24 protein-coding genes are annotated in these 23028 nt (G+C 35.7%); 10 read left to right on the top strand and 14 right to left on the bottom strand.

Annotation, left to right across the window (positions count from 1 at the left end):
* Positions 1–2: 2 nt before the first annotated feature.
* Genes GX437_03940 through GX437_03915 form a run of 6 tightly spaced genes read right to left on the bottom strand, consistent with a single transcriptional unit; the run spans position 3 to position 4384 of the window.
* On the bottom strand, positions 3–869 hold the full coding sequence (locus GX437_03940; protein ID NLJ06805.1) for a 4-hydroxy-tetrahydrodipicolinate synthase: 867 nt from the start codon (positions 867–869) through the stop codon (positions 3–5).
* A 1-nt stretch (position 870) separates the two neighbouring features.
* On the bottom strand, positions 871–1413 hold the full coding sequence (locus GX437_03935) for a hypothetical protein (protein NLJ06804.1): 543 nt from the start codon (positions 1411–1413) through the stop codon (positions 871–873).
* On the bottom strand, positions 1406–1750 hold the full coding sequence (locus tag GX437_03930; protein ID NLJ06803.1) for a MerR family transcriptional regulator: 345 nt from the start codon (positions 1748–1750) through the stop codon (positions 1406–1408). Before GX437_03930 ends, GX437_03935 begins: the two co-directional genes overlap by 8 nt.
* Entirely contained in the window at positions 1746–2717 is a 972-nt protein-coding gene (locus GX437_03925; GenBank protein NLJ06802.1) for a M23 family metallopeptidase, read from the bottom strand. The genes GX437_03930 and GX437_03925 overlap by 5 nt, the downstream gene beginning before the upstream one ends.
* Positions 2718–2765: 48 nt before the next feature.
* Positions 2766–3908, bottom strand: a complete 1143-nt coding sequence (locus GX437_03920) for an AI-2E family transporter (protein ID NLJ06801.1) — start codon at positions 3906–3908, stop codon at positions 2766–2768.
* Positions 3905–4384 carry a hypothetical protein gene (locus GX437_03915; GenBank protein ID NLJ06800.1) on the bottom strand — a complete coding sequence of 160 codons (480 nt, stop codon included), beginning with the start codon at positions 4382–4384 and terminating at the stop codon, positions 3905–3907. Before GX437_03915 ends, GX437_03920 begins: the two co-directional genes overlap by 4 nt.
* A gap of 65 nt (positions 4385–4449) precedes the next feature.
* Between GX437_03915 and GX437_03910 the strand changes: the two genes are divergently transcribed.
* The 3 genes from GX437_03910 (at position 4450) to GX437_03900 (ending at position 9410) form a co-directional block, all read left to right on the top strand.
* Positions 4450–5709, top strand: a complete 1260-nt coding sequence (locus GX437_03910) for a hypothetical protein (GenBank protein NLJ06799.1) — start codon at positions 4450–4452, stop codon at positions 5707–5709.
* A gap of 14 nt (positions 5710–5723) precedes the next feature.
* Complete coding sequence (locus GX437_03905) at positions 5724–6476, top strand: metallophosphoesterase family protein (GenBank protein NLJ06798.1); 753 nt, start codon at positions 5724–5726, stop codon at positions 6474–6476.
* A 63-nt stretch (positions 6477–6539) separates the two neighbouring features.
* On the top strand, positions 6540–9410 hold the full coding sequence (locus tag GX437_03900) for a CBS domain-containing protein (protein NLJ06797.1): 2871 nt from the start codon (positions 6540–6542) through the stop codon (positions 9408–9410).
* Here GX437_03900 and GX437_03895 read toward each other — a convergent pair.
* Entirely contained in the window at positions 9400–9669 is a 270-nt protein-coding gene (locus GX437_03895; protein NLJ06796.1) for an acylphosphatase, read from the bottom strand. The genes GX437_03900 and GX437_03895 overlap by 11 nt on opposite strands.
* Entirely contained in the window at positions 9669–10715 is a 1047-nt protein-coding gene (locus GX437_03890) for a TerC/Alx family metal homeostasis membrane protein (GenBank protein NLJ06795.1), read from the bottom strand. Before GX437_03890 ends, GX437_03895 begins: the two co-directional genes overlap by 1 nt.
* A gap of 162 nt (positions 10716–10877) precedes the next feature.
* Between GX437_03890 and GX437_03885 the strand changes: the two genes are divergently transcribed.
* Positions 10878–11573 carry a hypothetical protein gene (locus GX437_03885; protein NLJ06794.1) on the top strand — a complete coding sequence of 232 codons (696 nt, stop codon included), beginning with the start codon at positions 10878–10880 and terminating at the stop codon, positions 11571–11573.
* 29 nt (positions 11574–11602) lie between these two features.
* On the opposite strand, the gene GX437_03880 is transcribed toward GX437_03885, so the two are convergent.
* Positions 11603–11845: a hypothetical protein gene (locus GX437_03880; protein ID NLJ06793.1), complete on the bottom strand. Its 243-nt coding sequence runs from the start codon at positions 11843–11845 to the stop codon at positions 11603–11605.
* 160 nt (positions 11846–12005) lie between these two features.
* Between GX437_03880 and GX437_03875 the strand changes: the two genes are divergently transcribed.
* Complete coding sequence (locus GX437_03875; GenBank protein ID NLJ06792.1) at positions 12006–12608, top strand: hypothetical protein; 603 nt, start codon at positions 12006–12008, stop codon at positions 12606–12608.
* Between the two features lies 1 nt (position 12609).
* Here the strand turns inward: GX437_03875 and GX437_03870 are convergent, their stop codons facing one another.
* A complete protein-coding gene (locus GX437_03870) occupies positions 12610–13512 on the bottom strand; it encodes a hypothetical protein (protein ID NLJ06791.1) in 903 nt (300 codons plus the stop codon).
* A 139-nt stretch (positions 13513–13651) separates the two neighbouring features.
* Here GX437_03870 and GX437_03865 point away from each other — a divergent pair, with 139 nt between their 5' ends.
* Entirely contained in the window at positions 13652–14794 is a 1143-nt protein-coding gene (locus GX437_03865) for an acyl-CoA dehydrogenase (protein NLJ06790.1), read from the top strand.
* Positions 14795–14914: 120 nt separating this feature from the next.
* Here GX437_03865 and GX437_03860 read toward each other — a convergent pair whose 3' ends face one another.
* The 3 genes from GX437_03860 to GX437_03850 form a co-directional block, all read right to left on the bottom strand.
* Positions 14915–15415: a hypothetical protein gene (locus tag GX437_03860; protein NLJ06789.1), complete on the bottom strand. Its 501-nt coding sequence runs from the start codon at positions 15413–15415 to the stop codon at positions 14915–14917.
* A 78-nt stretch (positions 15416–15493) separates the two neighbouring features.
* On the bottom strand, positions 15494–16663 hold the full coding sequence (locus GX437_03855; GenBank protein ID NLJ06788.1) for an adenylate kinase: 1170 nt from the start codon (positions 16661–16663) through the stop codon (positions 15494–15496).
* Positions 16664–16731: 68 nt separating this feature from the next.
* Positions 16732–17223 carry a hypothetical protein gene (locus GX437_03850; protein ID NLJ06787.1) on the bottom strand — a complete coding sequence of 164 codons (492 nt, stop codon included), beginning with the start codon at positions 17221–17223 and terminating at the stop codon, positions 16732–16734.
* A 237-nt stretch (positions 17224–17460) separates the two neighbouring features.
* Here GX437_03850 and GX437_03845 point away from each other — a divergent pair, with 237 nt between their 5' ends.
* From GX437_03845 to GX437_03830, 4 genes are all read left to right on the top strand, one after another.
* Positions 17461–18483, top strand: coding sequence for a branched-chain amino acid aminotransferase (locus GX437_03845; GenBank protein ID NLJ06786.1), 1023 nt, complete (start codon positions 17461–17463; stop codon positions 18481–18483).
* A 91-nt stretch (positions 18484–18574) separates the two neighbouring features.
* The gene (locus GX437_03840; protein NLJ06785.1) at positions 18575–19858 is read left to right on the top strand and encodes an MFS transporter; all 1284 of its coding nucleotides are present in this window, start codon (positions 18575–18577) and stop codon (positions 19856–19858) included.
* Between the two features lie 99 nt (positions 19859–19957).
* Positions 19958–20551 carry a sigma-70 family RNA polymerase sigma factor gene (locus GX437_03835; GenBank protein ID NLJ06784.1) on the top strand — a complete coding sequence of 198 codons (594 nt, stop codon included), beginning with the start codon at positions 19958–19960 and terminating at the stop codon, positions 20549–20551.
* A gap of 21 nt (positions 20552–20572) precedes the next feature.
* Positions 20573–21328: a tetratricopeptide repeat protein gene (locus GX437_03830; GenBank protein NLJ06783.1), complete on the top strand. Its 756-nt coding sequence runs from the start codon at positions 20573–20575 to the stop codon at positions 21326–21328.
* Here GX437_03830 and GX437_03825 read toward each other — a convergent pair.
* A partial coding sequence (locus GX437_03825; protein ID NLJ06782.1) for a CHAT domain-containing protein occupies positions 21320–23028 on the bottom strand: 1709 nt, incomplete at its 5' end. The genes GX437_03830 and GX437_03825 overlap by 9 nt on opposite strands.

The raw sequence follows: 23028 nt of genomic DNA, 5'->3' as shown, positions 1-23028 counted from the left end.
GATTATGATTGTAATAATTCGAGAAACTTATGAATAACATCATCACTTAATTCGTACAATGGTGGCCTTACCGTTTTTTCGCAATATCCCATCAGCGACATTAGCCCTTTGATGCCTGCCGGATTTCCTTCAACAAACAGATATTTGATGAAATCCATGAGTTCATAATGAATCAGGGCGGCTTTATCCGGATGGGACGGGAATATTGAAATCATTTTCGATAATTTGTCGGGAAAGGCATTTCCGATTACTGAAATGACCCCATCGGCTCCTAACGCAATCAAGGGGAGTGTCAGATTATCATCTCCTGAAATGACAGCAAAGTTTTCAGGTTTGTTTTTTATAATTTCCATGATCTGATCGAGATTACCTGATGCTTCCTTAACCCCCTGAATGTTTTTAAAATCATTAGCCAGTTTAAGGGTTGTTTCAGCGGTCATATTAACACCGGTTCGTCCGGGAATGTTGTACAAAATAATGGGAACAGGGCATGCTTCGGCTATTGTTTTAAAATGATTGTAAATACCTTTCTGATTGGGTTTGTTGTAGTATGGCACTACAGATAAAATCCCGTCAATACCAGTAAAATCAAAGCTTTTTATTTCTTCAATGATTTTAAGGGTGTTATTTCCCCCAATTCCGGCTACTACAGGTTTTTTACCGGCATTAATTTTAATAGCTGAGGACAGCAGTTGTCGTTTTTCAGCAGGACTAAGCGTAGGAGTTTCGGCTGTGGTTCCGAGTAAAACCAGATAATCTGCTCCATTTGAAATCAGTTGGTGAATAATGTTTTCAAATGCTACAATATCAACATCAAGAGATTTGGTAAAAGGTGTAATTACAGCAACACCAAGTCCTTTAAATTTCATATCAGTATTTTTTAATTTTTTCAAGAAAATCGATAACCGTATCAACAAGTTGTTTGAAATCCTTTGTTTGTGAGGTGTCAATTAACATATCGTATCTGGCATCATGATCGGTTGAAAAACCTGCTTTAATTTTACTTTGGCATATTTCTGCAATGTTGTGTATGAATATCTCTTCTTCCATTGAAAGATTCAGTAAAATGTCAAATTGATTGGAACAGAAATTTTCACGAATAAACTTCTTGGGTAATCCAAGCATATTGATGTCAGAATTGCGAAGCGAAAAATGGTTTTTTTCTTTGAGTTTGTAATTGTCATCCGTATTTTTGGAAATGTATTCAAGGGAAAAAACAATTTTTCTGTTTTTCTTTAACAGCTCAAAAAGATTGTCTATTGTTGTTTCTGTTAACAAATTATCGCGGCTGTAAATAATTCCGAATGTCTTTGCACTTTCAAAATCGATAGGCTCAGGATTTTTATATTGCGGAAATTTAAATTTCATCCACAACCTGCCTAATTTATATAAAAATGGAATTTTCTTAGTCATTACTGTCTAAAATCTTGTTTAAATCAAGTAAAAAGGTTTTCATTTTTTGCAGGGTATCTTCAATAACTATTTCTTTTTCAAGCTTTTTCTTGTTTTGCTGAAGAAAGTTCCGGGCGCCTTGCAGGGTAAAACCTTTGTTCTTTGTCAGATAATATATTTCACGAAGTGTCTGAATTTCTTTTGAAGTAAACATTCTTTTACCATTTCTGTTTTTCTTTGTTTTGAGAAAATCACTGAATTCTTTTTCCCAGAAACGTATAAGTGATTGATTTACATTAAGTAATTCAGCTACTTCACCAATAGAGTAATATAATTTTTCTTCAATCATATTTTTAATCTAATGTCTGATTTGCCTGTTCTGCCTGCCTGAGAATTTCTTCAAATTCGTCAGGTGTCAGGTCATTATAAAAGAAAAATACAGGGTTTAGCTTTGTTTTACCTAAAATTACTTCGTAATGCAAATGAGGAGCAGTGCTAAGGCCGGTACTGCCCATGGTACCGATTTGCTCTCCCCGTTTAACTTTCTGCCCTTGTCTGACAGTAATGGTATGGAGGTGAGCGTAAATGGTTTGATAACCGTATCCATGGTTGATAATTACCACATTACCATATCCTGAACGCGTTCTTTCAGTTTTAATAACTGTTCCGTTGCCGGTTGCGAAAATGGGTGTCCCGACAGGCCCGATAAAGTCAAGTCCTTCGTGAAATTTACGAACCTTGTAAATGGGATGAAAACGATAGCCAAAACCTGACGAGATGCTGATCTTTTTAGAAACTTTTACAGGCTGAATGGCTGGAATGGAAGCAAGCATATCTTCTTTATTTTCAGCCAGTTTGGCAATTTCGTCATACGATTTGCTCAGAATATACAACTTTTTTGAAAGCCTGTCCACTTTCTTGGTGGTTTCAATCATCATTTTTGAATTGGAATATCCTTCCAGTCGTTTATATTTTTCCACTCCTCCGTATCCGGCATTTCTGACGCTTGACGGAATGGGCTCGGCCTCAAAAAGTGTCCTGTAAATGTTTTCATCTCTGTATTCAAGGTCATTGACAACTTTTTCAAGCAGATCAAGTTGTTCATTCAGAATTTTATATTGTTGACGGGTGTTTTCCAATTCACGTAATAGTATTCTTTCTTTTGGTGTTGACAACAGGGAAGAGGTCAGAAGATTGAAAACAAAAGCAAGTGCAATTATGGTAAAAGAAATCCCAACTACACGAAAAACTATTCCCCAGAAAGATAACCTGTGTTTTTCAAAAATAAGCAGTTCCGGGTTAAAACGATATTTTGTCTTTGGCATTTCTGATTAAAATAAAGTGCAAAAATACAATTTACTAAAGAATATTTGTCAAACTCCCGGGCTTTCAGTTTCTACAGGACTTTGTTCTATTTGTTCATTTAAAATAAAACGTTTGTAGTATGCCAGAATCAGATAGGTTAGGGGTAAGGCAATCACAAGGCCAAGAAAACCAAGTAGTTTTCCCCAGATAGTCAGAGATAATACGATGATGGCAGGATTAAAACCAGTAACTTTTCCCATAATTTTTGGGGTAAGAATATAGTCCTGAATGGATTGTGTAATTACAAATACAGCGGTAACTTTTCCGGTCATAATCCAGATGTTGCCATCACCGCTCAGAGTATAAAGTAATACGGAGAATGCACATGGGATAATTCCAATGGTTTGAAGGTATGGAACCATGTTCAGCAGTCCGATAAAAAGGCCTAAAATAATTCCCAGCGGGAGCTTAATGATGACAAAACCAATGCTGAATAAAATTCCTACAATAAAAGCAATCAGTGCCTGATTTCTGAAATATTTGCTCATGATAGATTCAAAATCCCTGACAAAACCGATCATATGAGATCTGAACCTTTCAGGAATAAGTTCCTGCCATCCGGTTCTGAATTTTTCATAATCTTTCAACACAAAAACCAGATAAAGGAAAACGATAACAAAGCCGGCTAATGAGGCAAAGATGGTTGCTGTGCTCGTGATAATTCCCCAGATACCGGGTAAAATTTTCTGAAGTAAAGGTATAATATTGTCAGAAAGCTTTTTGTCAGATAAAATTTCCTTGAGCTTATCTGTGTTTAGCGATTCTTCAAATAACTTGTAGATGGGAGCAGGAATTTGCTCACTTACTTTTTTCTGAAAATCAATATCATAAAGATAGTTGTAAACTAAATCAACCATCATTCTCACTTCTTTGGAAACGATGGGAATAATTAACCAAAGCAGGGCTGTAATGAATGAAATAACGACAATAAATGTAATAAGGACAGCCAAAACCCTGATTTTGACATACTTCTGAACCCATGTTGTAAACGGATTTAACAAATATGCTATAATAACAGCAATGGCAAATGGGGTGAGTACATCACTCAGATAGCCTAAAACCCAAATGATGGAATAGATAATTAATGCGGTAATGATGATTCTGACAGTCCGGTCAAAAGTGAAGGGTTTTGATGTGTCAATGATGTTCATCTGCTAAAAATAAATTTTGGAGTATAACCAAACATCCTGAGACCGCCTACCAGAAAAACAGTTCCTGTGACAAATCCTGCCCATGAACGTATGGCTTTTTGTTTTTGAGCAGTTTTAAGATAACCTTCCATGTATTTTTTACTCAGAATATTTGTTCTTTTATCGTAAGGAATACCAAGATTGTAAATTTCAGGCTTTGTAAAAGACATTCCTAAAGCTGTTGCAAATCCGATTGGAGGGGCAAAAAACCCTGTTGTGAAACAAATAGTAAATGGACTTAGATCGTGATAAAAGCTTTTTGCATCCAACTTTCCGAGTTCAAAAGAATCAGGTGGTGAAAGCCTGGGATTGAACAGGGTTATTTTATGATTAAAATCATTTCCGATATTTTCATCATTTGTTAATATTGCTGAAAAAGTTAATCCTGAGTTGAAGATAAACAAAGAAGTAAAAAGTAAAAAAAATAAAATTTTCATAACTTGCTTTAATGCGCAAAAGTAATACTTTTGTTAGAAAATAAACTGAATAAAATTTAAAAATAATGATGAAAAAAGCACATTTACTCACACTGTTTTTACTATGCTTTATTATGGTGAAAGCACAAAATGGTGATTTCGGAATTAAATTTTCCGGATTTGTTAAAACTGATATTATTTTTGACAGCCGACAGACAGTTAACCTTCGGGAAGGGCATTTCCTTCTTTATCCGGCAGCAGTTAAATTAGACCAGGAAGGTAATGATGTGAATGCTGTTCCGAATTTTAATATTCTCGCCATACAAACCCGTCTTGCAGGTTCTATTAGCGGGCCAGATGCGTTAAAGGCAAAAACATCAGCTTATATGGAAGGTGAGTTTTTTGGTCATTCTGATGCCGACATCAATGGTTTCCGGCTCAGGCATGCATGGATTAAAATGAATTGGGGAAAAAAGGAGTTGCTGATCGGACAATACTGGCACCCCATGTTTATAACTGAAAGTTTTCCGGAAGTGTTGTCTTTTAATACCGGTGCTCCTTTTCATGCTTTTTCCAGAAATCCACAAATCAGGTATTTGCAGGAATTCGGGAAAATTCAATTAATTGAAACAGTATTTACGCAAAGAGATTTTTCAAGTTTTGGCGGTAATTCAGTGCTGAGAAATTCTACAATACCTGAGCTGAACTTTAAAATACAGAGAATCAGTAAAAATACTGATAAAAATACAGAGTTGCTAACCGGTGCTTCTGTAAACTATCAGGTGTTATTGCCAAGACTGGCCAGCACCCAAAATTATCAAACCACCCAAAAAGTCTTGGCTTTTGCATACAACGCTTATTTTAAAATGAAATTGAAGGATATAACTTTCAAACTGGAAGGAACTTACGGACAGAATCTCTATGATCTGACCATGACCGGAGGATATGCCTATAAATTTACCGATGATACCAACATTATTAATAAAGGATTGTTTGAATATACAACCTTGGATGCTTTATCATTCTGGTCGGAATTGATGACCAACGGAAAAAAATGGCAATATGGCATATTTGGCGGTTATTGTAAAAATTTAGGTTCCCTGCAGAATATTTATAACTGGCAGAGTTCCTCGTCCTATTTTGCCCGCGGAGCAGATATTGATTATTTCTACAGGATTTCCCCACGGATTGTATTTAATTCAGGTAAATTGCGTCTGGCTGGTGAAGTGGAATATACCGTTGCCGCTTACGGAAAAATCAGTGAAAATAATAGCAGGGGACAAGTAACTAATTCTGATCCGGTTGCCAATGCAAGGGTACTCCTCGGAGCATTCTATTTCTTTTAAATCCATAAAAATCAATGATTTTAGCAATTATTTCAGATATTCATGAGGATTATCTTTCACTTCAGAAAACATTCAGGAAAATCGAAAAATATCCGGTTGATGAAATAATATGCCTGGGAGATATTACAGGATTCAATATTCCGGCTTTTTCCTATTTTTCATCAAGAAATGCCTCTGAATGTCTCAACCTGATTAAATCTAATTGTACAGTTTTGCTTGCCGGGAATCATGATTTATATGCTGTCAGAAAAATTCCCACGCATCAGACTATTTTTAACTTTCCGGAAAACTGGTATGAGCTGGATTTCAGTGAAAGGAAAAAACTGGCTGAAAATAAAGTCTGGCTTTATGAAGACAATGAACTTTTGTCACTTTTAGATTCAGCTGAAAAAGAATTTATTCGTTTATTACCTGAATATCATGTATTCAATAGCGCCCATGGAGATATTTTATTTTCACACTCCTGTTTCCCTGATCCTTCAGGATCTACTACGTTTTTCCCATCGGGTTATCTTGATTTAAAACAACATTTTGCGTTCATGAAAGAGAAAAACTGCCGGATTAGTTTTTTCGGGCATGGTCATGTTCAGGGGATTGAATTGTGTTTCCGAAAAAGTTACCAGTTTATGTCTTTTGGAGAATATTTTCTTGATAATCAGATATATTCTGTTTCATGCCCTGCTATTGCCAGAGGAAATAACAGAGTTAATGGTTTTGTGATATTTGATACAGAATCATTATCTTTGAAGGTAATTGAAGTGAACTGATTTTTCCTGATCAAGCCAATGATTAACGAATTAAAACGGAATTGGAAAAAATATTCAGGCTCTATGGCAGGGATAGTTATTCCTGCCGTATTAGCCATTATACTCTATTTTATTTTCGTGTTTATATTCATTATCCCTTCAGCCCGTAATAACCTGCTGGAAGAAAAAAAACAGCATGTCAGAGAGCTTACTGAAACTTCCTGGGGCGTTCTGTATGCTTATTATTATGATGAGTTATTTGGCTTTTTACCAAAAGATTCGGCACAGAAATATGCTATTGATAAGCTTGCAAAGGTCAGGTATGGTACAGATAAAAAAGATTATTATTGGATTATCGATACAACTCCTGTCATGATCATGCATCCTTACAGAAAAGACCTGGTAGGAAAATATGTCGGCAACTTTAAAGATGAGAAAGGGAAAAGACTATTTCAGGAAGCTAAACAAATAACGTCAGAAAGCGGAGAAGGATATATCCGTTATATGTGGCAATGGCAGGATGATTCTTTAAAAATTGAAGAAAAAATATCTTTCGTCAAAATTTTTAAGCCATGGGGTTGGATTATTGGAACAGGAATTTATTTAAATGATATCAGATCAGAAACTAAAAAGCTGACGCGGAATACAATCGAAATATCACTCGCAATTTTCATATTTGTTCTGTTATTAATGTTTTTTTTGATACGGCATGCTTTAAAAATTGAAATCTCAAGACAGTTGGCTGAAAAAGAAAAGAAAGTAACTTTTGAAAAATATAAAGCACTGGCAGAGGCCAATCCTGAAGGAGTGATCATGGTTTTTGAAGATTTAAGGCTGAATCTGAATAAAAACATGCAGCGTTTGCTTGGTTATAAAGATGAAGACATTCCCCATCTTCATATTCATGATATAATCTCTCAGCAACAGATTGACAGGTATCTGGGAGATAAATATCTTCGCTATCTGATGCTTGGTGTGGCAGAACCTAAAAATTTTGAAGCCCATCTGAGAAGAAAAGATGGCTCTTTTATCAACATGTTTGTCAATTGCTCCAGAATAATTATTGAAGACCGCTTAGCAGTGGTTATTTCTGCCAAAGACATCATGTTTGAAGAATTTGCCCGGAAACAAATAGGGCTCAGCCGTGAAAAATATAAGGATTTACTCGATATTGTTCATATTGGCCTGTTCAGAATTAGCAGTCTGGAAAATCCTGACTTTCTCGAAGTTAACAGAGCTTTTGGTGAAATACTTGGATTTAATTTCCAGAATGAAATTTTTTCTTTCTTGCTAAAGGACTTCTTTTTAAATCAGAATGAATGGGAAATCTTTGAACATTATATTATCCTATCAGGCTTTATTAAAAATTTTCAGGTCAGAATGAAAAGCAACAACGGTTCTGAGCTGATTGCTGAATTATCTGCTGTTAAAATACATGATAATGAAAATAATGACAGCTATATTGAGGGAATGATTATTGATAAATCGGGAGAAGCACGAAAGATTCTGGAAAAAGAGAATTTGATGTTAAATCTCAAATCCTCCTCTTATCTCCTGCACCAACCATTGAAAACTATTGCAAGAAAAGTGGTCTTTTGCGATGCTTCAGCCACCACCGGGCAATTAATCGAAACCATGCAGATCAATCGTACCGATGCTATTCTGGTTAAGAAAGATAATAACTTCATTGGAATAATAACGGATCATGATTTACGTGACAGAGTTCTCGCACAAGGACTCGGGAAAGATGTTTATGCAGAAGAAGTTCTTACAACTCCTCTGATATGTTTGCCCGAATCTGCCCTTGTCCATGAGGCATTGCTGAAAATGCAGGAAAAAAGAATAAACCATTTACCTGTTACAGGGGATAATCAGAGTGTTACTGGAATAGTATCGGTTAATGATATTTTGCAACTTCAGCAAAATTCAGCTTCTGTACTGATATTAACCATCCAAAATTCAAAATCCCCTGAAGAATGGACAGACCTGAAACCAAAACTCCATACACTCTGCAAAATGTATATTCATGGAGGATCTAAATATCAGACAATCACTGATTTAATAACAAATGTTTCGGATGCGGTTGTTGAAAAGTTATGTATCTGGGCAGAAAATGAATTGGGAAAACCACCTGTCAAATATTCTTTTCTGGCAATAGGAAGTCAGGGCAGGCGGGAATTAACCCTTAAAACAGATCAGGACAATGCTTTGGTATTTGAAAATGTTGAAATTAGTCGCCTTGAAGAGGTGAAAAAATATTTTTTGCAATTCAGCCAGTATATTTGTTATGGACTTGATAAAGCCGGGTTTGACCTGTGTCCGGGCGATCTGATGGCTATGAATCCGAAATGGTGTTTGTCGTTGCAGGAATGGAAAGCTTTATACACAAAATGGATTATTTCCGGTGGAGATGATGAAAGGTTTGAATACACTGCTTTTTTTGATGTACGGAATGTTTTTGGAGATGCTTCGCTTATCTCAGAAATTAAAAATCATATTGCGAATGAATTGTACAAGTCAAAGATATTGTTGCAGTTACTAATTTCAGATATTTCGACTTATAAAACACAGGTGAATGTCTTTGGAAAAATTATCACTGAGAAAACAGACAGGCATCCATCAGCCTTTAATATTAAAACGAGCATAGCTCATATCACCAACCTTGTGCGAATATTATCCCTAAAATTTCAGCTAAATGAGATAAATACTTCAGCAAGGCTTGAAAGTCTTGCCAATATTTCTGGTCTCGACAAACTGTACCTTGAAGAACTTGACTTTGCTTATAACTGGTTAATGTTGCTCAGAATTAAAAATCAGCTTGATGCTATTGAAAAAAATGCCATACCAGATAATTTTATTGATCCGAGATATTTGTCAGAAATAGAATACGATACCACCAGAAAAATTTTGGATTCCATTGCCAAAGCAGGGAAGAAATTAAAATCTATCTTGTGATGATAAAATTTGTAAAATTAACTAGTTCAGAATCAACAACTTCAATCTTGCTGACTCTTGCATGTGTTGGACCTGCCTTACACTTTTCAATGAACAAATCAATTGAATGTTCATCTCCCTCTGCTTCAATATAAACCCTTTGGTCAGGAAGATTTTTTACAAATCCTTTTATGCCAAGATTTTCAGCCATATTTCTTGCCCAGAATCTGAACCCAACTCCCTGAACAATTCCTGAAATGGTTATGTTTACATGTCTCATCAGGTTTTATTTTTAGGTGGAAAAAGAACAGACATTAAAATACTGGTGAGAAGAATAAAAAGGACAAAATATAAGGAGTGAGAAACACTGAACCCGATCAGGTCGAGCCAGTGATGAAAAATCATTTTTAAACCGATAAAAACCAGTAGGACAGATAGCCCGATTTTAAGATAGGCAAACAAATTCATCACATTGCTCACCAGAAAAAACAGCGAACGTAGTCCCAAAATAGCGAAAATATTGGAGAAAAAGATAATATAGGGATCTTTGGTAACTGAAAAGATAGCAGGCACCGAATCAATTGCAAAAATGACATCCGTAAATTCAATCACCAATAAAACGAGAAACAGTGGTGTAAACAGAAATTTTTTATTCTTAAAAATAAAAAAATGACCGTTTACATACCTTGGAAAAATTTTGAAATATCTGCTGGAGAATCTGACAACCGGATGCCGGCTGGTTTCAATTTTTTCCTCAGCATTACGTTGAATAAACATCCGGATTCCGGTGATAATGAGTAATCCGCCAAATATGTATAAAATCCAGTTAAATTGCTGAATAAGGGCAGAGCTGAGAAAGATAAAAATAAACCTCATCACAATTGCTCCCAAAATTCCCCAGAACAATACTTTTTTATAATATTTGGGATCAACTCCGAATGATAAAAAAATCAGAATCATCACAAAAATATTGTCAACGGAAAGAGCATATTCAATCAGGTAACCGGTTAGGTACTCAAGTGAAATTGCTTTTCTGTAAGCCTTCAGGTTGGTGCTGAAATCATCCGTCATTTTTATAGAATGATGATATTCATTTATTTTATGGGTAATGTCTTCATTTGAAGAAATGCTATGTATTATATCTCCCTTAAAATAAATAAAGAGATAAAAAGCTATCCCCAACGAAATCCATACGGATGTCCAGATAATGGCTTCCCTGAATTTAATGACATGAGATTTTTTATTGAAGATACCCAGGTCAAACATGAGTAACAAGAAAATCCCGGCAATGAAAAGGAAGAAAATTATTGATTCCTGATGTGGCATATTATTTTTCTAAGCCCATTGGTTATGCGAAAATAATGCCCGTTGGAAAATAATTTTCAAAAATAAAATTGTTCTTTAGTGATTTTTTTAAATTTAGTCATCCGGGAATTCGTATATTTGTGTTTCTTAATGCTATTTAGAATAATTAAAAAATTAAGGAAAATGGAAAAAAATTACTTTGAAACGACAGGGACCATTATTAAAGAAGAAAGAATTGGAAATGTCGAGTACAAGATTTCACCCAATACGTTGGTGCTTGAAATTATTGAACCTTTTCCGGGCTATCATCATCAGGTGCCTGAGTTTAAAAAACCTGAGAGCATTTTTTTAATGACACGATCCGCTATGTCGCGTGAAATTATTGCGCGTTTGACAAAAAAAATCAGGTCATATTTTCCTCATCCTTTTGATGCTGCTTCAGCTATTATTGAAGCAAAAAGTGTTATGCATGGCATAAGAATTAAAAACCTGCCTTCTTTTGAGCTGATTGAAGAAATTCAAAACTGTTTCAGGGCAGAAGGAATTGAATTCAGGAAATACAGAAAAATAGATGAATCAGCGATTATTACAGTGAAGAAATTTTTTGAAATGTATGTGGCCGGTGATAATCTGTTTGTTGACAAAGAAGAAAACATGGCTTATATTGCCATCCCTGAACCACTGTCATGGAATAAATTTAAGGAAATGACCATCTCAATCAGAAATAACTGGGATTTCAAGGATTTTGATGCTGCAATGGGAAGTATGTATTATCATGGCGAACTATGGGAACTCATCAGAATTTTCTGGGAAAAAACAGATATTGAAAAACTCAAAACATTAAAGCAAAAATACTTTAATGAAATTTTAAGATACTGAACTTAATTGCAGTAATTCAATATCTTAAGCTACTTTACAAATCTCTCAATTGTTCGCTTTAATTCTTTTTTAATAGTTTTTGCATCATAACTGACACCAATAACCAATGCCAGGGCAAGAATCAGCAGGAGAAAACCTGTAATTGGCCGTACATTTTGAGCCATCAGGAAAATTCCGACTCCTGCCAGAATGGCAACAATAATGATAACAACCAATAAGAAAGTGTCAATATTTAATCCAAAAACTACAAATAAAGGTGTAAATACATCCATAGTCGCTCCTTTTTCTTTAAAATTCCTTGATTAACTAAATTTTATCAATTTTTTTTCAAGGTATAAAGGTAAGAAATATTTTGAAAATCGGAGATAATTTATCAACATTTTTTTAAATTTGTTGTCTTACTTTTTGTTTAACATTTTTAATTGATTGTTGATGGAGAATAAAACCGGGCTGACGTTATTGCTTTTTTTAACATCGTTGTTTATCATTCCTCTTCCTACGTATGCTCAGATAGAAATCCCTCAGGATACCATATTGGTTTTCATACATAAGTCAAAGGATAAACAAAAGTTTATTAAACAGAATAAAAAAATTACTTACTGGGTCAAAGGAGATAAATCAAAAAACAAAGGCAGGATTGAACAGATCACCGAAGAAGGAATTGTAATTAACGGAACTTCAATTAGTTTTGACAGTCTCACAAAAATAGGCGCAAAATCAACGGGTTTGAAAATTGTTCAAACCACCGGCAAAGTATTATTGATCAGCGGAACATTGGTTACCGGTTATGGAGCATATCTGGTTATTCACGGATATTCCATAGTGAATTCAGATGCTTGCGGGGCATTTATTTTGGTCATAATGGGCGTTACTATCATGTCTGTAGGAATTCCAATAGCTATAATAGGTGCAATACCGCTGGCTATAGTTGGACAGCGTTTTGATCTGGAGAAGAAATGGAATGTGAAAATGGAAATTGTACCGGATAAGAATTATCTGAAGCAGAAAAAGAAAGAGGAGAGGAAAAACAGGTAAATTATTCAGAATCAGGATAATAATCGTATTCGAATTTCGAAATTAAATAAGCTGACCTGATCGATTTTCCAGATGAGTCGTGTCCCATCAGATTCCCTTTGTTGCATGAAACGGTTCTGATCACTTTGTCGCCTTCATACTCATAGTCGGTGAAGGATTCAATGATCTGCATCGGATTAATAATTTCTTCCCTGCTGCGTTTCCCGTTTTCATTGTAAGTATAATTGACAGAATATCCGTCAATATTTTCCTGCACAAGACGGTTGAATTCATCATATTCAAAAGTTCTTCGGCTGATGAGCTCTCCGTCTCCTGTCAGTTCGGTCAGTTCAATCATTTCATTCCTTTCGTTATATAAATATTTTCTCAGCGACTCCACTTCTCCTGCTGCATTTTTCTCAATTCTTGATTCAACCAGCCCAGCATCATTAAAGGTATAATATAAATGAGAGGTCTCATTTTTATCTTCATCAAGAGTAATTTCTTCTGTTATTTTCCCATTTTGAAGAAGTTTAATTTCCTGCCCTTCCAGTGACCCTTCTTCATCATTTATTGTTATTGTTATTCTTGAATCAGAATAGTTGAAAATTCTTACAGTTTGAGAGCCATCAGCATAATGTTGTGTCTCTGTGGCCAACTGATTGTTTTCATTATAGGTGTAAGAAAATTTTTCCCCAACCTCATTTTCAGAAAGATAAACAACTTTTTCAATCAGTCTTTGCTGATCGTCATAGCGGTATTCAGTTTTACTTTCCAGTGTGTTTTCGTTTTCATAAATAATTTCTTCAACAATATTTTCCTTTTCATCAAACCTTGTAATAGCCCGTAAATACCAGTTGGAAGGTTCAGTCAGCGGATCGGCAGTTCTGGAATTATATTGCCTTAATTCTTTAATTTTCTTCATGATTTTCAATTAAATGTAAGGTGCAAATTTTCTGAAAAAAAATCATTTTGGAAAAAACGTTTACGGTTTATTTAATTTAATTACTTTCGTAAGCGAAAAAATAGTTTAAATTTTAATAAAATTATTTAAGGAGGTAAAAATGTTGGATTTTTCACTTACCCAAAGGCAAATTGAAATCAGAGAAAAGTACAGGGATTTTGCACAAAGATGGATTATTCCCAATGCCTTAAAATATGATGAACTCGCTGTTTTCCCATGGGAAATAGTTAAAGCAGCCTATGAGGAAGGGCTGATGAATGGCCCTATTCCGGAAAAATTCGGAGGAAAGGGATACAGTATACTTGACGGAGCACTTGCTTCGGAGGAACTTGGTGCAGGATGTATCGGTATAGGAATTTGTATTGATGCCAATACCCTTGCATTGACTCCATTATTGCTTGCTGCCAATGAGGATCAGCAAAAGAGGTTTTTCGGAAGAATAAATGAAGAAAAAGCCGTAGCTGCTTATTGCCTGACAGAGCCAAATGCTGGTTCAGATGTACAGAGCATAAAATCAACAGCCATCAGAAAAGGAGATAAATACATTTTAAATGGACATAAAAGATTTATTACCAATTGTGAAGTAGCAAGTTTTCATACCGTATTTGCCATAACCGATCCTGAAAAAGGGTCCAGAAGCCTTTCGGCTTTTGTAGTACCTGCAGAGTCACCGGGAATAGAAATTAAACCGAGATTACAGAAAATGGGACAAAAAGCATCCGTTCAGAACGAAATTTTGTTTCATGATGTAGAAGTACCTGTTGAGAACAGAATAGGAGAGGAAGGACATGGATTTTTAATCGCCATGAAGACATTTGATCGTACAAGAACAGGGGTTGCCGCTCTGAGTGTTGGCTGTGCAAGAGCTGCTTTTGAGAGAGCAAGAGACTGGACACAAAACAGGATTCAGTTTGGAAAACCCATTGCAGCCAATCAGGCCATTGCTTTTATGTTGGCTGATATGGCTACTGCCATTGAAACAGCTCGACTGATAACATGGTACGCTGCCTGGTGTTACGATAGTGGACTGAAAGAAGTGGGAAAATTATCTGCCATGTCGAAAATGTATGCTTCCGACACAGCTATGAAGGTAACCACCGATGCTGTTCAGTGCATGGGTGGAGATGGTTATTCACGCGACTTTATGGTTGAAAAGATGATGCGTGATGCCAAACTGTGCCAGATTTATGAAGGTACCAATCAGGTACAGCGTATCGTGATTTCAAAAGCTATTCTGAAATAATAATTTGGCAATTAAATCAAAAAACCCGTCAGATGGCTTTCTGACGGGTTTTTTTATGATTTGACTGATGCAATAGCTGCGTGGGTGAAATGTATCAGGCAAAAACAATATCCGCTATGATTATTTGACTTTTGTCCACGTGATAAAATCCGAAAAACAATCATCCATTTTCATAGAGGCCTCAATTTCAGCACGAAAAGCTTCAATGGAAGTAACTGCATCAATGCCTCCGACCAACAGACCTACGTCTGATGATTCAAAGCTGTTTTTGCCTTTGAGCGTATAGTGATAGACATAGTATTTGTCTTCATCGTCAGGTTTTGCATATAAAAACTTTTCTTTTCCGATAGTGGTTACCCATCCGGTAAATTTTTTTGTGCTCATCATGTAATATTCACCGGTTTCAAGCACTTCAATATCATAAGAATTATTGCTCCCTTTCGAAATGACAACTTTCTGAATATCTGCATCTTCTTTGTTGTTAATCCATGTTCCCAATAATTTTTTATCAATTGATTTTGAGCCGGGATTGTCGGGGGGATAATCGGTTCCGACAGGACAACCCGAAAAAAGCATCATACTTCCGATTAGTAGCAATGCAAATAGATAAACAGATTTCATATAGATACAGTTTTACAGTTTTAAAAATTTCATCAAAGTTATGAATTAATACCAGAAGATGAATTCAGGTCAATAAAATTATTTCAGGTTTTTGAATTTTTCTTCAATTACTTCGCAAAGGCGTAAGAATACTTCTTCAAATGTTCCCTCTCCATTAATGTTTACTACATCATGCATTTGTTTGTATTTTTCAATGACAGGAATAGTCTTTTTCTCGTGTTCCTGAAGGCGTTTGACAATTTTTTCCGTGCTGGTATCATAGGGCATGCATCTGTCGGTGCGGCTACGGGCATCGAGCCGGCTGATGAGTTCAAGCGTAGGTACTTCAATATCAATCACAAGTGAGATCGAAGATCCATGTTTTTTAAGCAATCCATCCAGAATATAGGATTGTACCAGAGTTCTCGGGAATCCTTTAAAGATAAAACCTTTTACATCCTTTGTGCTGCTTATTTTCTTTTCTATCAGTTGAACAACAATTTCATCCGGAACCAGTTGCCCGCTTTCATACAATTCTTTAATTTTCCTGCCAATTGCTGAATTGTTTTTTATTTCGGCATCAAGCATAGGGCCGGTGGCTACATATTCAAGGTTGTATTTTTCAGCAAGGGCTTTCCCCTGAGAACCCCTTCCTGAACCGGGATAGCCAAAAATGACAATGTTCAGTAGCCTCTTGCTCAGCACTTCCTTAATGATTTTTCGGATTTCTTCTCTTACGTCTTCTATGCTTTGTGTTCCGTCTATTTCGTGGCAAATTCCTTTTTCTTTGTAAAAGTTTAATACAGGCATTGTTTTTTCCCTGTATTCTTTCAGACGGTTTCGGATCACTATTTCATTGTCATCGCTTCTCCCTGAAATTTTTGCTCTGTTTAGCAAGCGCTGTACTGAAACTTCTTCAGGAACCTCAAGGCTGATCAGGCAACTCAGGGAAGTATTCAGTTTTATCATTAACCCTTCGAGAATATAAGCTTGTATATATGTCCTTGGAAATCCGTCAAATAAAAAACCACGTGAGTCAGGATTGCCTGTAATGGTATTTTCGATAATCTGAACAATGATCTCATCAGAAACCAGTCCCCCTGCTTCAATGACATTCTTTGCCTCAAGACCAAGTTTTGTCCGGTTGGCAATTTCTTTTCTTAATAATTCCCCTGTCGAAATATAGTAAAGTTTATATTCCTTAATTAAAAACTCGGACTGGGTACCTTTACCAGCTCCCGGTGGACCGAATAACGCAACATTTAACATACAATTTATTCTTTTTTAAGAAAATTAAGCTGTTTTGTAAAACACTAAATTTAGAACAATATCCCTGATTAATTGGTATTTGCTGAATTCTTTTTATCCCATTCCCTGAACATGTGCGTGAATTCATCATATCTTTTTGCTGCTTCTTCAGATAACGGGTCGCGGGTTACCACCAGTTTCTTCTTTTGATTGGTAAATCTGACCATAAAATAGACAGAATCAAGCTGACTGTAAACGAATGTATTCTCCTCATATTCTTTTATTTCTTCATATAAATGTTTGACTTCTTTACCTGTAGCCGGAAAATACTGAATAAAATAATCATCGTAAAACCGAAAGACACATACGGGCCTTAGATAAATCCTTGCTACAACAAAAATAATAATTAGTGTAAAAAACAACCAGATGAGCATTCCTGTTAGCATGATGTTTTCTCCTTTATCCATCAGTAAAAACATTATAGCAGCCATTCCTCCTCCTGTCAGAACAGTTGAAAAGGCAATGAAATAGCCCAGAAGATCATTCCGGCTTATTCTAAGTTTTATTTCAATATTGTCCATAATTAAATATTGTCAGTTAAATAATAAATGCTTTAAATGAAAGCAGTCAATGATTAAAACAATAATTCAGGAACAAAGATATTCATGAATCTGACAGATGCACATTCAGTTGTTTCAGGAAAATGCTGAAGTGGTTCACAAAATTGTTGCTAAAATTTTAGCTGAATGTAAAGAATACATATATTTGAACCGTTCAGAATTTTGTTTTAGCAGAAATAAACCAATAAAATGAATAATATGAGTGAAATAAAATGGGGAGAATTACCCTTTGGTTATTTTAAAACCGATTACAATGTCCGCTCATACTACAGAAACGGACAATGGGGAGAGCTGGAAATAAGCAGCTCTGAATACATTTCTGTACATATTGCTGCCACAGGATTGCATTATGGTCAGGAAAGTTTTGAGGGTTTGAAAGCCTTTTGTGGTGTTGATGGGAAGATACGGGTTTTCAGGTGGGAAGAAAACTGTAAACGTATGGCAAGTTCATCTCATGGTATCATGATGGCAGAAGTTCCTGCAGAACTATTTAAAAAAGCTGTTTGGACAGCTGTTAAAATGAACAGGAAATATGTTCCACCTTATGGTACCGGAGCTTCACTTTACATTCGTCCTTTGTTGTTTGGTTCGGGTGCGGAAGTAGGTGTAAAACCTGCCTCAGAATATTTGTTTTTGGTATTTGTAACTCCTGTTGGCCCTTATTTTAAAGAAGGATTTAAACCTGTAAGTTTCCTTCTGACAGAAGAATTTGACCGTGCAGCACCTTTAGGAACCGGTCATATTAAAGTTGGAGGTAACTATGCAGCAGGTTTACGGGCTATGAAAAAAGCACATGATGGCGGATTTGCCAATGTCCTTTTCCTTGATGCAAAAGAAAAAAAATATATCGATGAAGCAGGTCCTGCCAATTTTTTTGGAATTAAAGGTAATACCTATATTACACCTGATTCTCCTACCATTCTGCCATCCATTACCAATAAAAGCCTTTGCCGTATTGCCGAAGATATTGGGATGAAAGTTGAAAGACGTCCGATTCCGGTCGAAGAGCTTTCAGAATTTGATGAGGCAGGAGCTTGTGGAACTGCTGCTATCATTTCTCCAATCAAACGTATTGTTGACGACAAAACCGGTAAAGAATATCTGTTTGGAAATGGAACCGAAGCTGGTCCTTGGTCAACAAAGCTGTACAAGACACTGCTGGGCATCCAATACGGTGAGATTGAAGACAAATATGGATGGACAGAGGTTGTGGAAATGTAGATGTTCCTGAGAATTGGGTTTCTCTTTTTCAAATTGTCCTCTGCTTCTTTATTTCTGAAGCTTTAATTACAATTGTTTCTTTACCTGATGCATGATATATCAGTTTGAAATCCTGCGTAATCTGACATTTGTTGAAAAGAAAACTTTCCGGCTTCATTTTCTGCATTCGATTCTGGAAGGTGTAATTCTTGGATTACTTGCACTGAATGAATATATTTTCATCAGAAGCATGAAAGGCTCTGAGTTTTTATTAAGTATTTTATTTACTACAACGGTATTTGTACTCATATTCTCTGTATTCTCACATGAATTTTTAAAGCGCTATAAAAACAAAAGAAAACTTCTTATTTATACCGCTTTTGTTACCAGATTACCATTGCTGTTGTTGATATTTTATCCTGCTGATCCCGGAACTATTGCAAATAACATCTGGTACCATTATATCTTTCTCCTTATATTTTTTCTTTTCTATTCATTTCAACCGGTGGTTTTACCACTTATTAACCTGTTTTTAAAAGCCAATTACAGCAACGAGAATTTTGGGAAACTGTATGGATTGTCAACCATGGGGAATAAAATCGTCATGTTGGTGATTACCTTTCTTTTCGGGCTTTTACTCGATTTCGACCTTACTGCTTTCAGATATATTTATCCTTTTATGGGAATTCTTGGTATCATTTCTTTTTATATTCTCAGTAAAATAAGAGTTGATACGTCAATAATTGAGTTTGAGCGTAAAAGCCTGCTGCAGGTTATCAGGGATTCTTTTTCAAACTCTTGGTCAGTTCTTAAATCTAACAAAGCTTTTTTAAACTTTCAGATCGCCTTTATGCTTTATGGTTTTTCTTTTATGATTACCAATGTGCTTGTTACTATTTTTTACGATCAGGTTTTACATCTTAATTATTCAAGTACAGCATTTTACAAGAATTTTTACAATACAGTTGCCATATTGACACTGCCATATTTCGGGAATCTGATTGGAAAAATGAAAATTCAGAGGTTTGCCAGTATGACCTTCATTTTTATGTTTTTCTATATTCTGTTTACCGCACTATCCGAATATATCGACAAAGGCTGGGTGCTTTTTGATATCCGGATTGTTCTGATGCTTATTATTGCCGGTATTTCTTATGGATTATTTGCCAGTACAATGAGCTTGCTTTGGAGCATTGGGTCAGCTTATTTCTGTAGCCCGGACGAAGCGGCTTCTTATCAGGCAGTTCACCTGACACTTACAGGAATAAGAGGTTGTATTGCTCCTTTTGCAGGGGTATTCATTTACAAGAATTTCGGATTTACCGTGGCATTTATTATTGCCATGTTGCTGCTGGTCGCTGGAATAATTCAGACTCAATTCACAAAAAGCGGCTAAATAATTGTTAGTTTTGGGGAAAACTTTTGAAAATATTTGGGTAACCTTTTTGAATTTTGCAGCCGGTAATAATATTTTTTAACAACAACAGAACTGAAATTGGGTAACCTTTTAAATGGTAAGAGAATAAAAGTATCAAATGATTTGTCGGATGATGAGCTGATAGCCGGTATCCGCAATCATGATAACGATGTACTGAGGTACATTTATAAAAAGTACTTTGAAATAATTAGAAATTTTATCAGGAAAAACAACGGGAATGAAGAAGATGCCCAGGATATTTTCCAGGAAGCCATCATCATTCTTTACAAAAAAATAAAGGATGATCAACTGGTGCTGACCTGTTCGTTTGGAACTTTTATGTTCTCAATATGTAAGCTCCTGTGGCTGAAGCAACTGGAAAAAAGACGGATAAGAGGGGAAGATTTTCCTGAGAATGATATGAGTGAGTTTGTCAGTATTATTGGTTCGAATATTGAATCAAATGATGAGTACAAACTTTATCAGTATCATTTTAGCAGGCTGAATAAAGATTGTCAGCGGGTTTTAAGACTTTTTCTTGAAAAGGTGCCGTTGAAAGAAATTGCTGAGATTATGGGATACAAAACTGAACAGTATGCTAAAAAGAGAAAATTTGAATGCAAGGAAAAACTGATAGAAAACATAAAGAATGACTTATTTATGAAAAAATAATCTACAAATAAAAGTGAGAAGATGCAACAGTTAAACAAACTGACCGAACTGATCGAAAAATACTTGAATGGAGAACTGACTAAAGCTGAACATCAGGAATTTGAAAGACGACTTGAGACAGATGCCGACTTTGCCAGGGAAGTATTGATGCATATCAATATCGACAAGGCTTTGAGTGAGGTAGATGTCATTGAGCTCAGGAAAAAAATGACGGATATTAATGGTGAACTTAAACTTCACCGTAAGTTTCGGCATGAATTGTTTTCGGCTAAGTGGCAGTATCTCGCTGTTGCGGCATCGATTACACTGATTGTTACTTTTGGGGCAAAATATATCAACAATGGCCCTGTCAGTAACGAAGCATTAATCAGTAAATACTATACTCCATACGAGGCCGAAGGAATCAGCCGTTCTGCTCAAAGTCAGACTGAAAAACTGCTTTCTGATGCATTGGTGTCTTATTCCAACAAGGATTATGAATCCGCTGTCAATAAGTTTTTGGCTTATTTTCAGTTGGATTACACCAACATTCAGGCTCATTTTTATTATGCCATCAGTTGTTTTGAGACTAACCGCATCAGTGAAGCAAAGAAATCTTTTCAACTGGTGATTGATCATCAGAACAACCTGTATGTGGAGCAGGCCAAATGGTATCTGGGTTTGTGTTATCTGAAAACCTTTGAAACCAATCAGGCTTTGGCTGTTTTTACTGAAATTGTCAACGAAGACAGTACCTATAGTGAAAAGGCAAAGGAAATTATCCGGAAATTAAAGTGAGAATTTTATTCTTCTTCTGATCATAAAAGCAGTAAATACAGAACCTGCTGCAAGAATGATCAATAAAATCCAATGTAGATAATTATTTGAACCGGAAGAAGATTGATTGACAATCGTAACATAAGCGGCCCAAAAATAAGGATGAGCTTTTAATTTATCAGCGTGGTCAAGATATTCAATCTTTGATTTATATAATGCAACACCAGCATCCCTATTGTTTTTCAGGTTTTTATAGAAATTATCCATGATAGTTACCCCGGAGCGATCTTCCAGAGGCCATAATGTCATAACGATATTCAGACAACCTGCATAAAGAAAACCACGTGTGAGACTCATCACACCTTCTCCCTTGTTGACCTTTCCGAAACCGGTATTGCAGGCAGATAAAACAACCAAATCAGAGTTAAGGTTAAGATTGTAGAGCTCATAAGTGTTTAAAAATCCATCATCAATACTATCCTGCCGGTATGAAAATATCAATTTGGAATACTGTGGGTTTTCATTATCCACAAGGGTATGCATGGCTAAATGTAATATGCTGAATCCATTGGCTTTAACTTTAAAATTACTTTCCGTTGCTTCTTTTCCGCTAATTATCTCTGAACGGAAATATTTATTGATATTGTTGACTTCTTCTTCAACACCCGGCAATGGAGATAACATATCAGGTGATTGAAGGCCGGGAGGTAGTGCCCTGATTCCAGCCTGTTGATAATCATTATATGATGGGGCAAATGCAAGTACGGTACGGGCTGATTTTTTATGATGCTTACTAAGTTTCAGGAATGCAAGAGTTGAAGAATAGGCATAAACAACATTTTGCTGACGAATAAGATAGTCGAGTTTTCGGTAATCGGGAGTATTTTTTTTGTAGTTATTGCTTGTCAGAAGCACTTCGAAGGGAATTAAAGCCAGAATGTCGTGTGGAACAACAAGCAACTGGCTGAAATGACCAATATGCTTATAATGCCCAAGTAATTTCTGATATAAATAACCGGCCGAATTCACAAAACTCAGATAATTCTCAAATGCATGATCATCAAACTTATTGTTGCTTAACTGCTGCCTTAAAACTGTTAAATTGCTGTAAAAAGTACTGTCAGCTTTTTGAATATTTATGGAGGCGCTTTTTTTATCGATAAAAAAAGTAATTAATAATGTGTCATTGAGATAATATTCGGCAAGTAATTGTTTTCTTTTCAGCCTTGATTGTAACTTTTTAAGAGAAATAATGTTTTCCTGATAAAGTGACTGATAATAAGCAGGGTATTTTTTGCGGTAAATTGAAAATAATTCTTCTTTTTTCTGATTTAAACTGAATATTTTATTTTGCCAGGTCTGAATCAGTTGAGTATCCGGTTTGAGCTTTTCTTCTTCCCTTGAAATCAGTTCTTTATAAATAGAAATATCTTCATTGTATTTTCTTTCTCTATCTGTCAACTCTTTTGGAATACTTCCGAAAATCTTTGCCTGAATATCTTTTAAGGAGGAAAGGAGAACGGCAGATTTACTTTTCTCAGTGTATTTGAAAGCTTCGGCAAGGTATTCGGATTTATTGGTCATCTGATACAGCTTCAGGCAAACTAAAATAGCCATATTTAATGTTTGCTGATGCTCGGCATTAATGAACAGTTTACTTTCCTGATTAAAATATTCAGTTTCAAGTTGATTGATAATTGACATGGAGGAACGGAGGTAAG

It is taken from the genome of Sphingobacteriales bacterium (assembly GCA_012517435.1).
GTDB lineage: Bacteria > Bacteroidota > Bacteroidia > CAILMK01 > JAAYUY01 > JAAYUY01.
The sequence above is the reverse complement of the archived record's forward strand: the minus strand, read 5'-3'. Positions and strand labels throughout refer to the sequence as shown.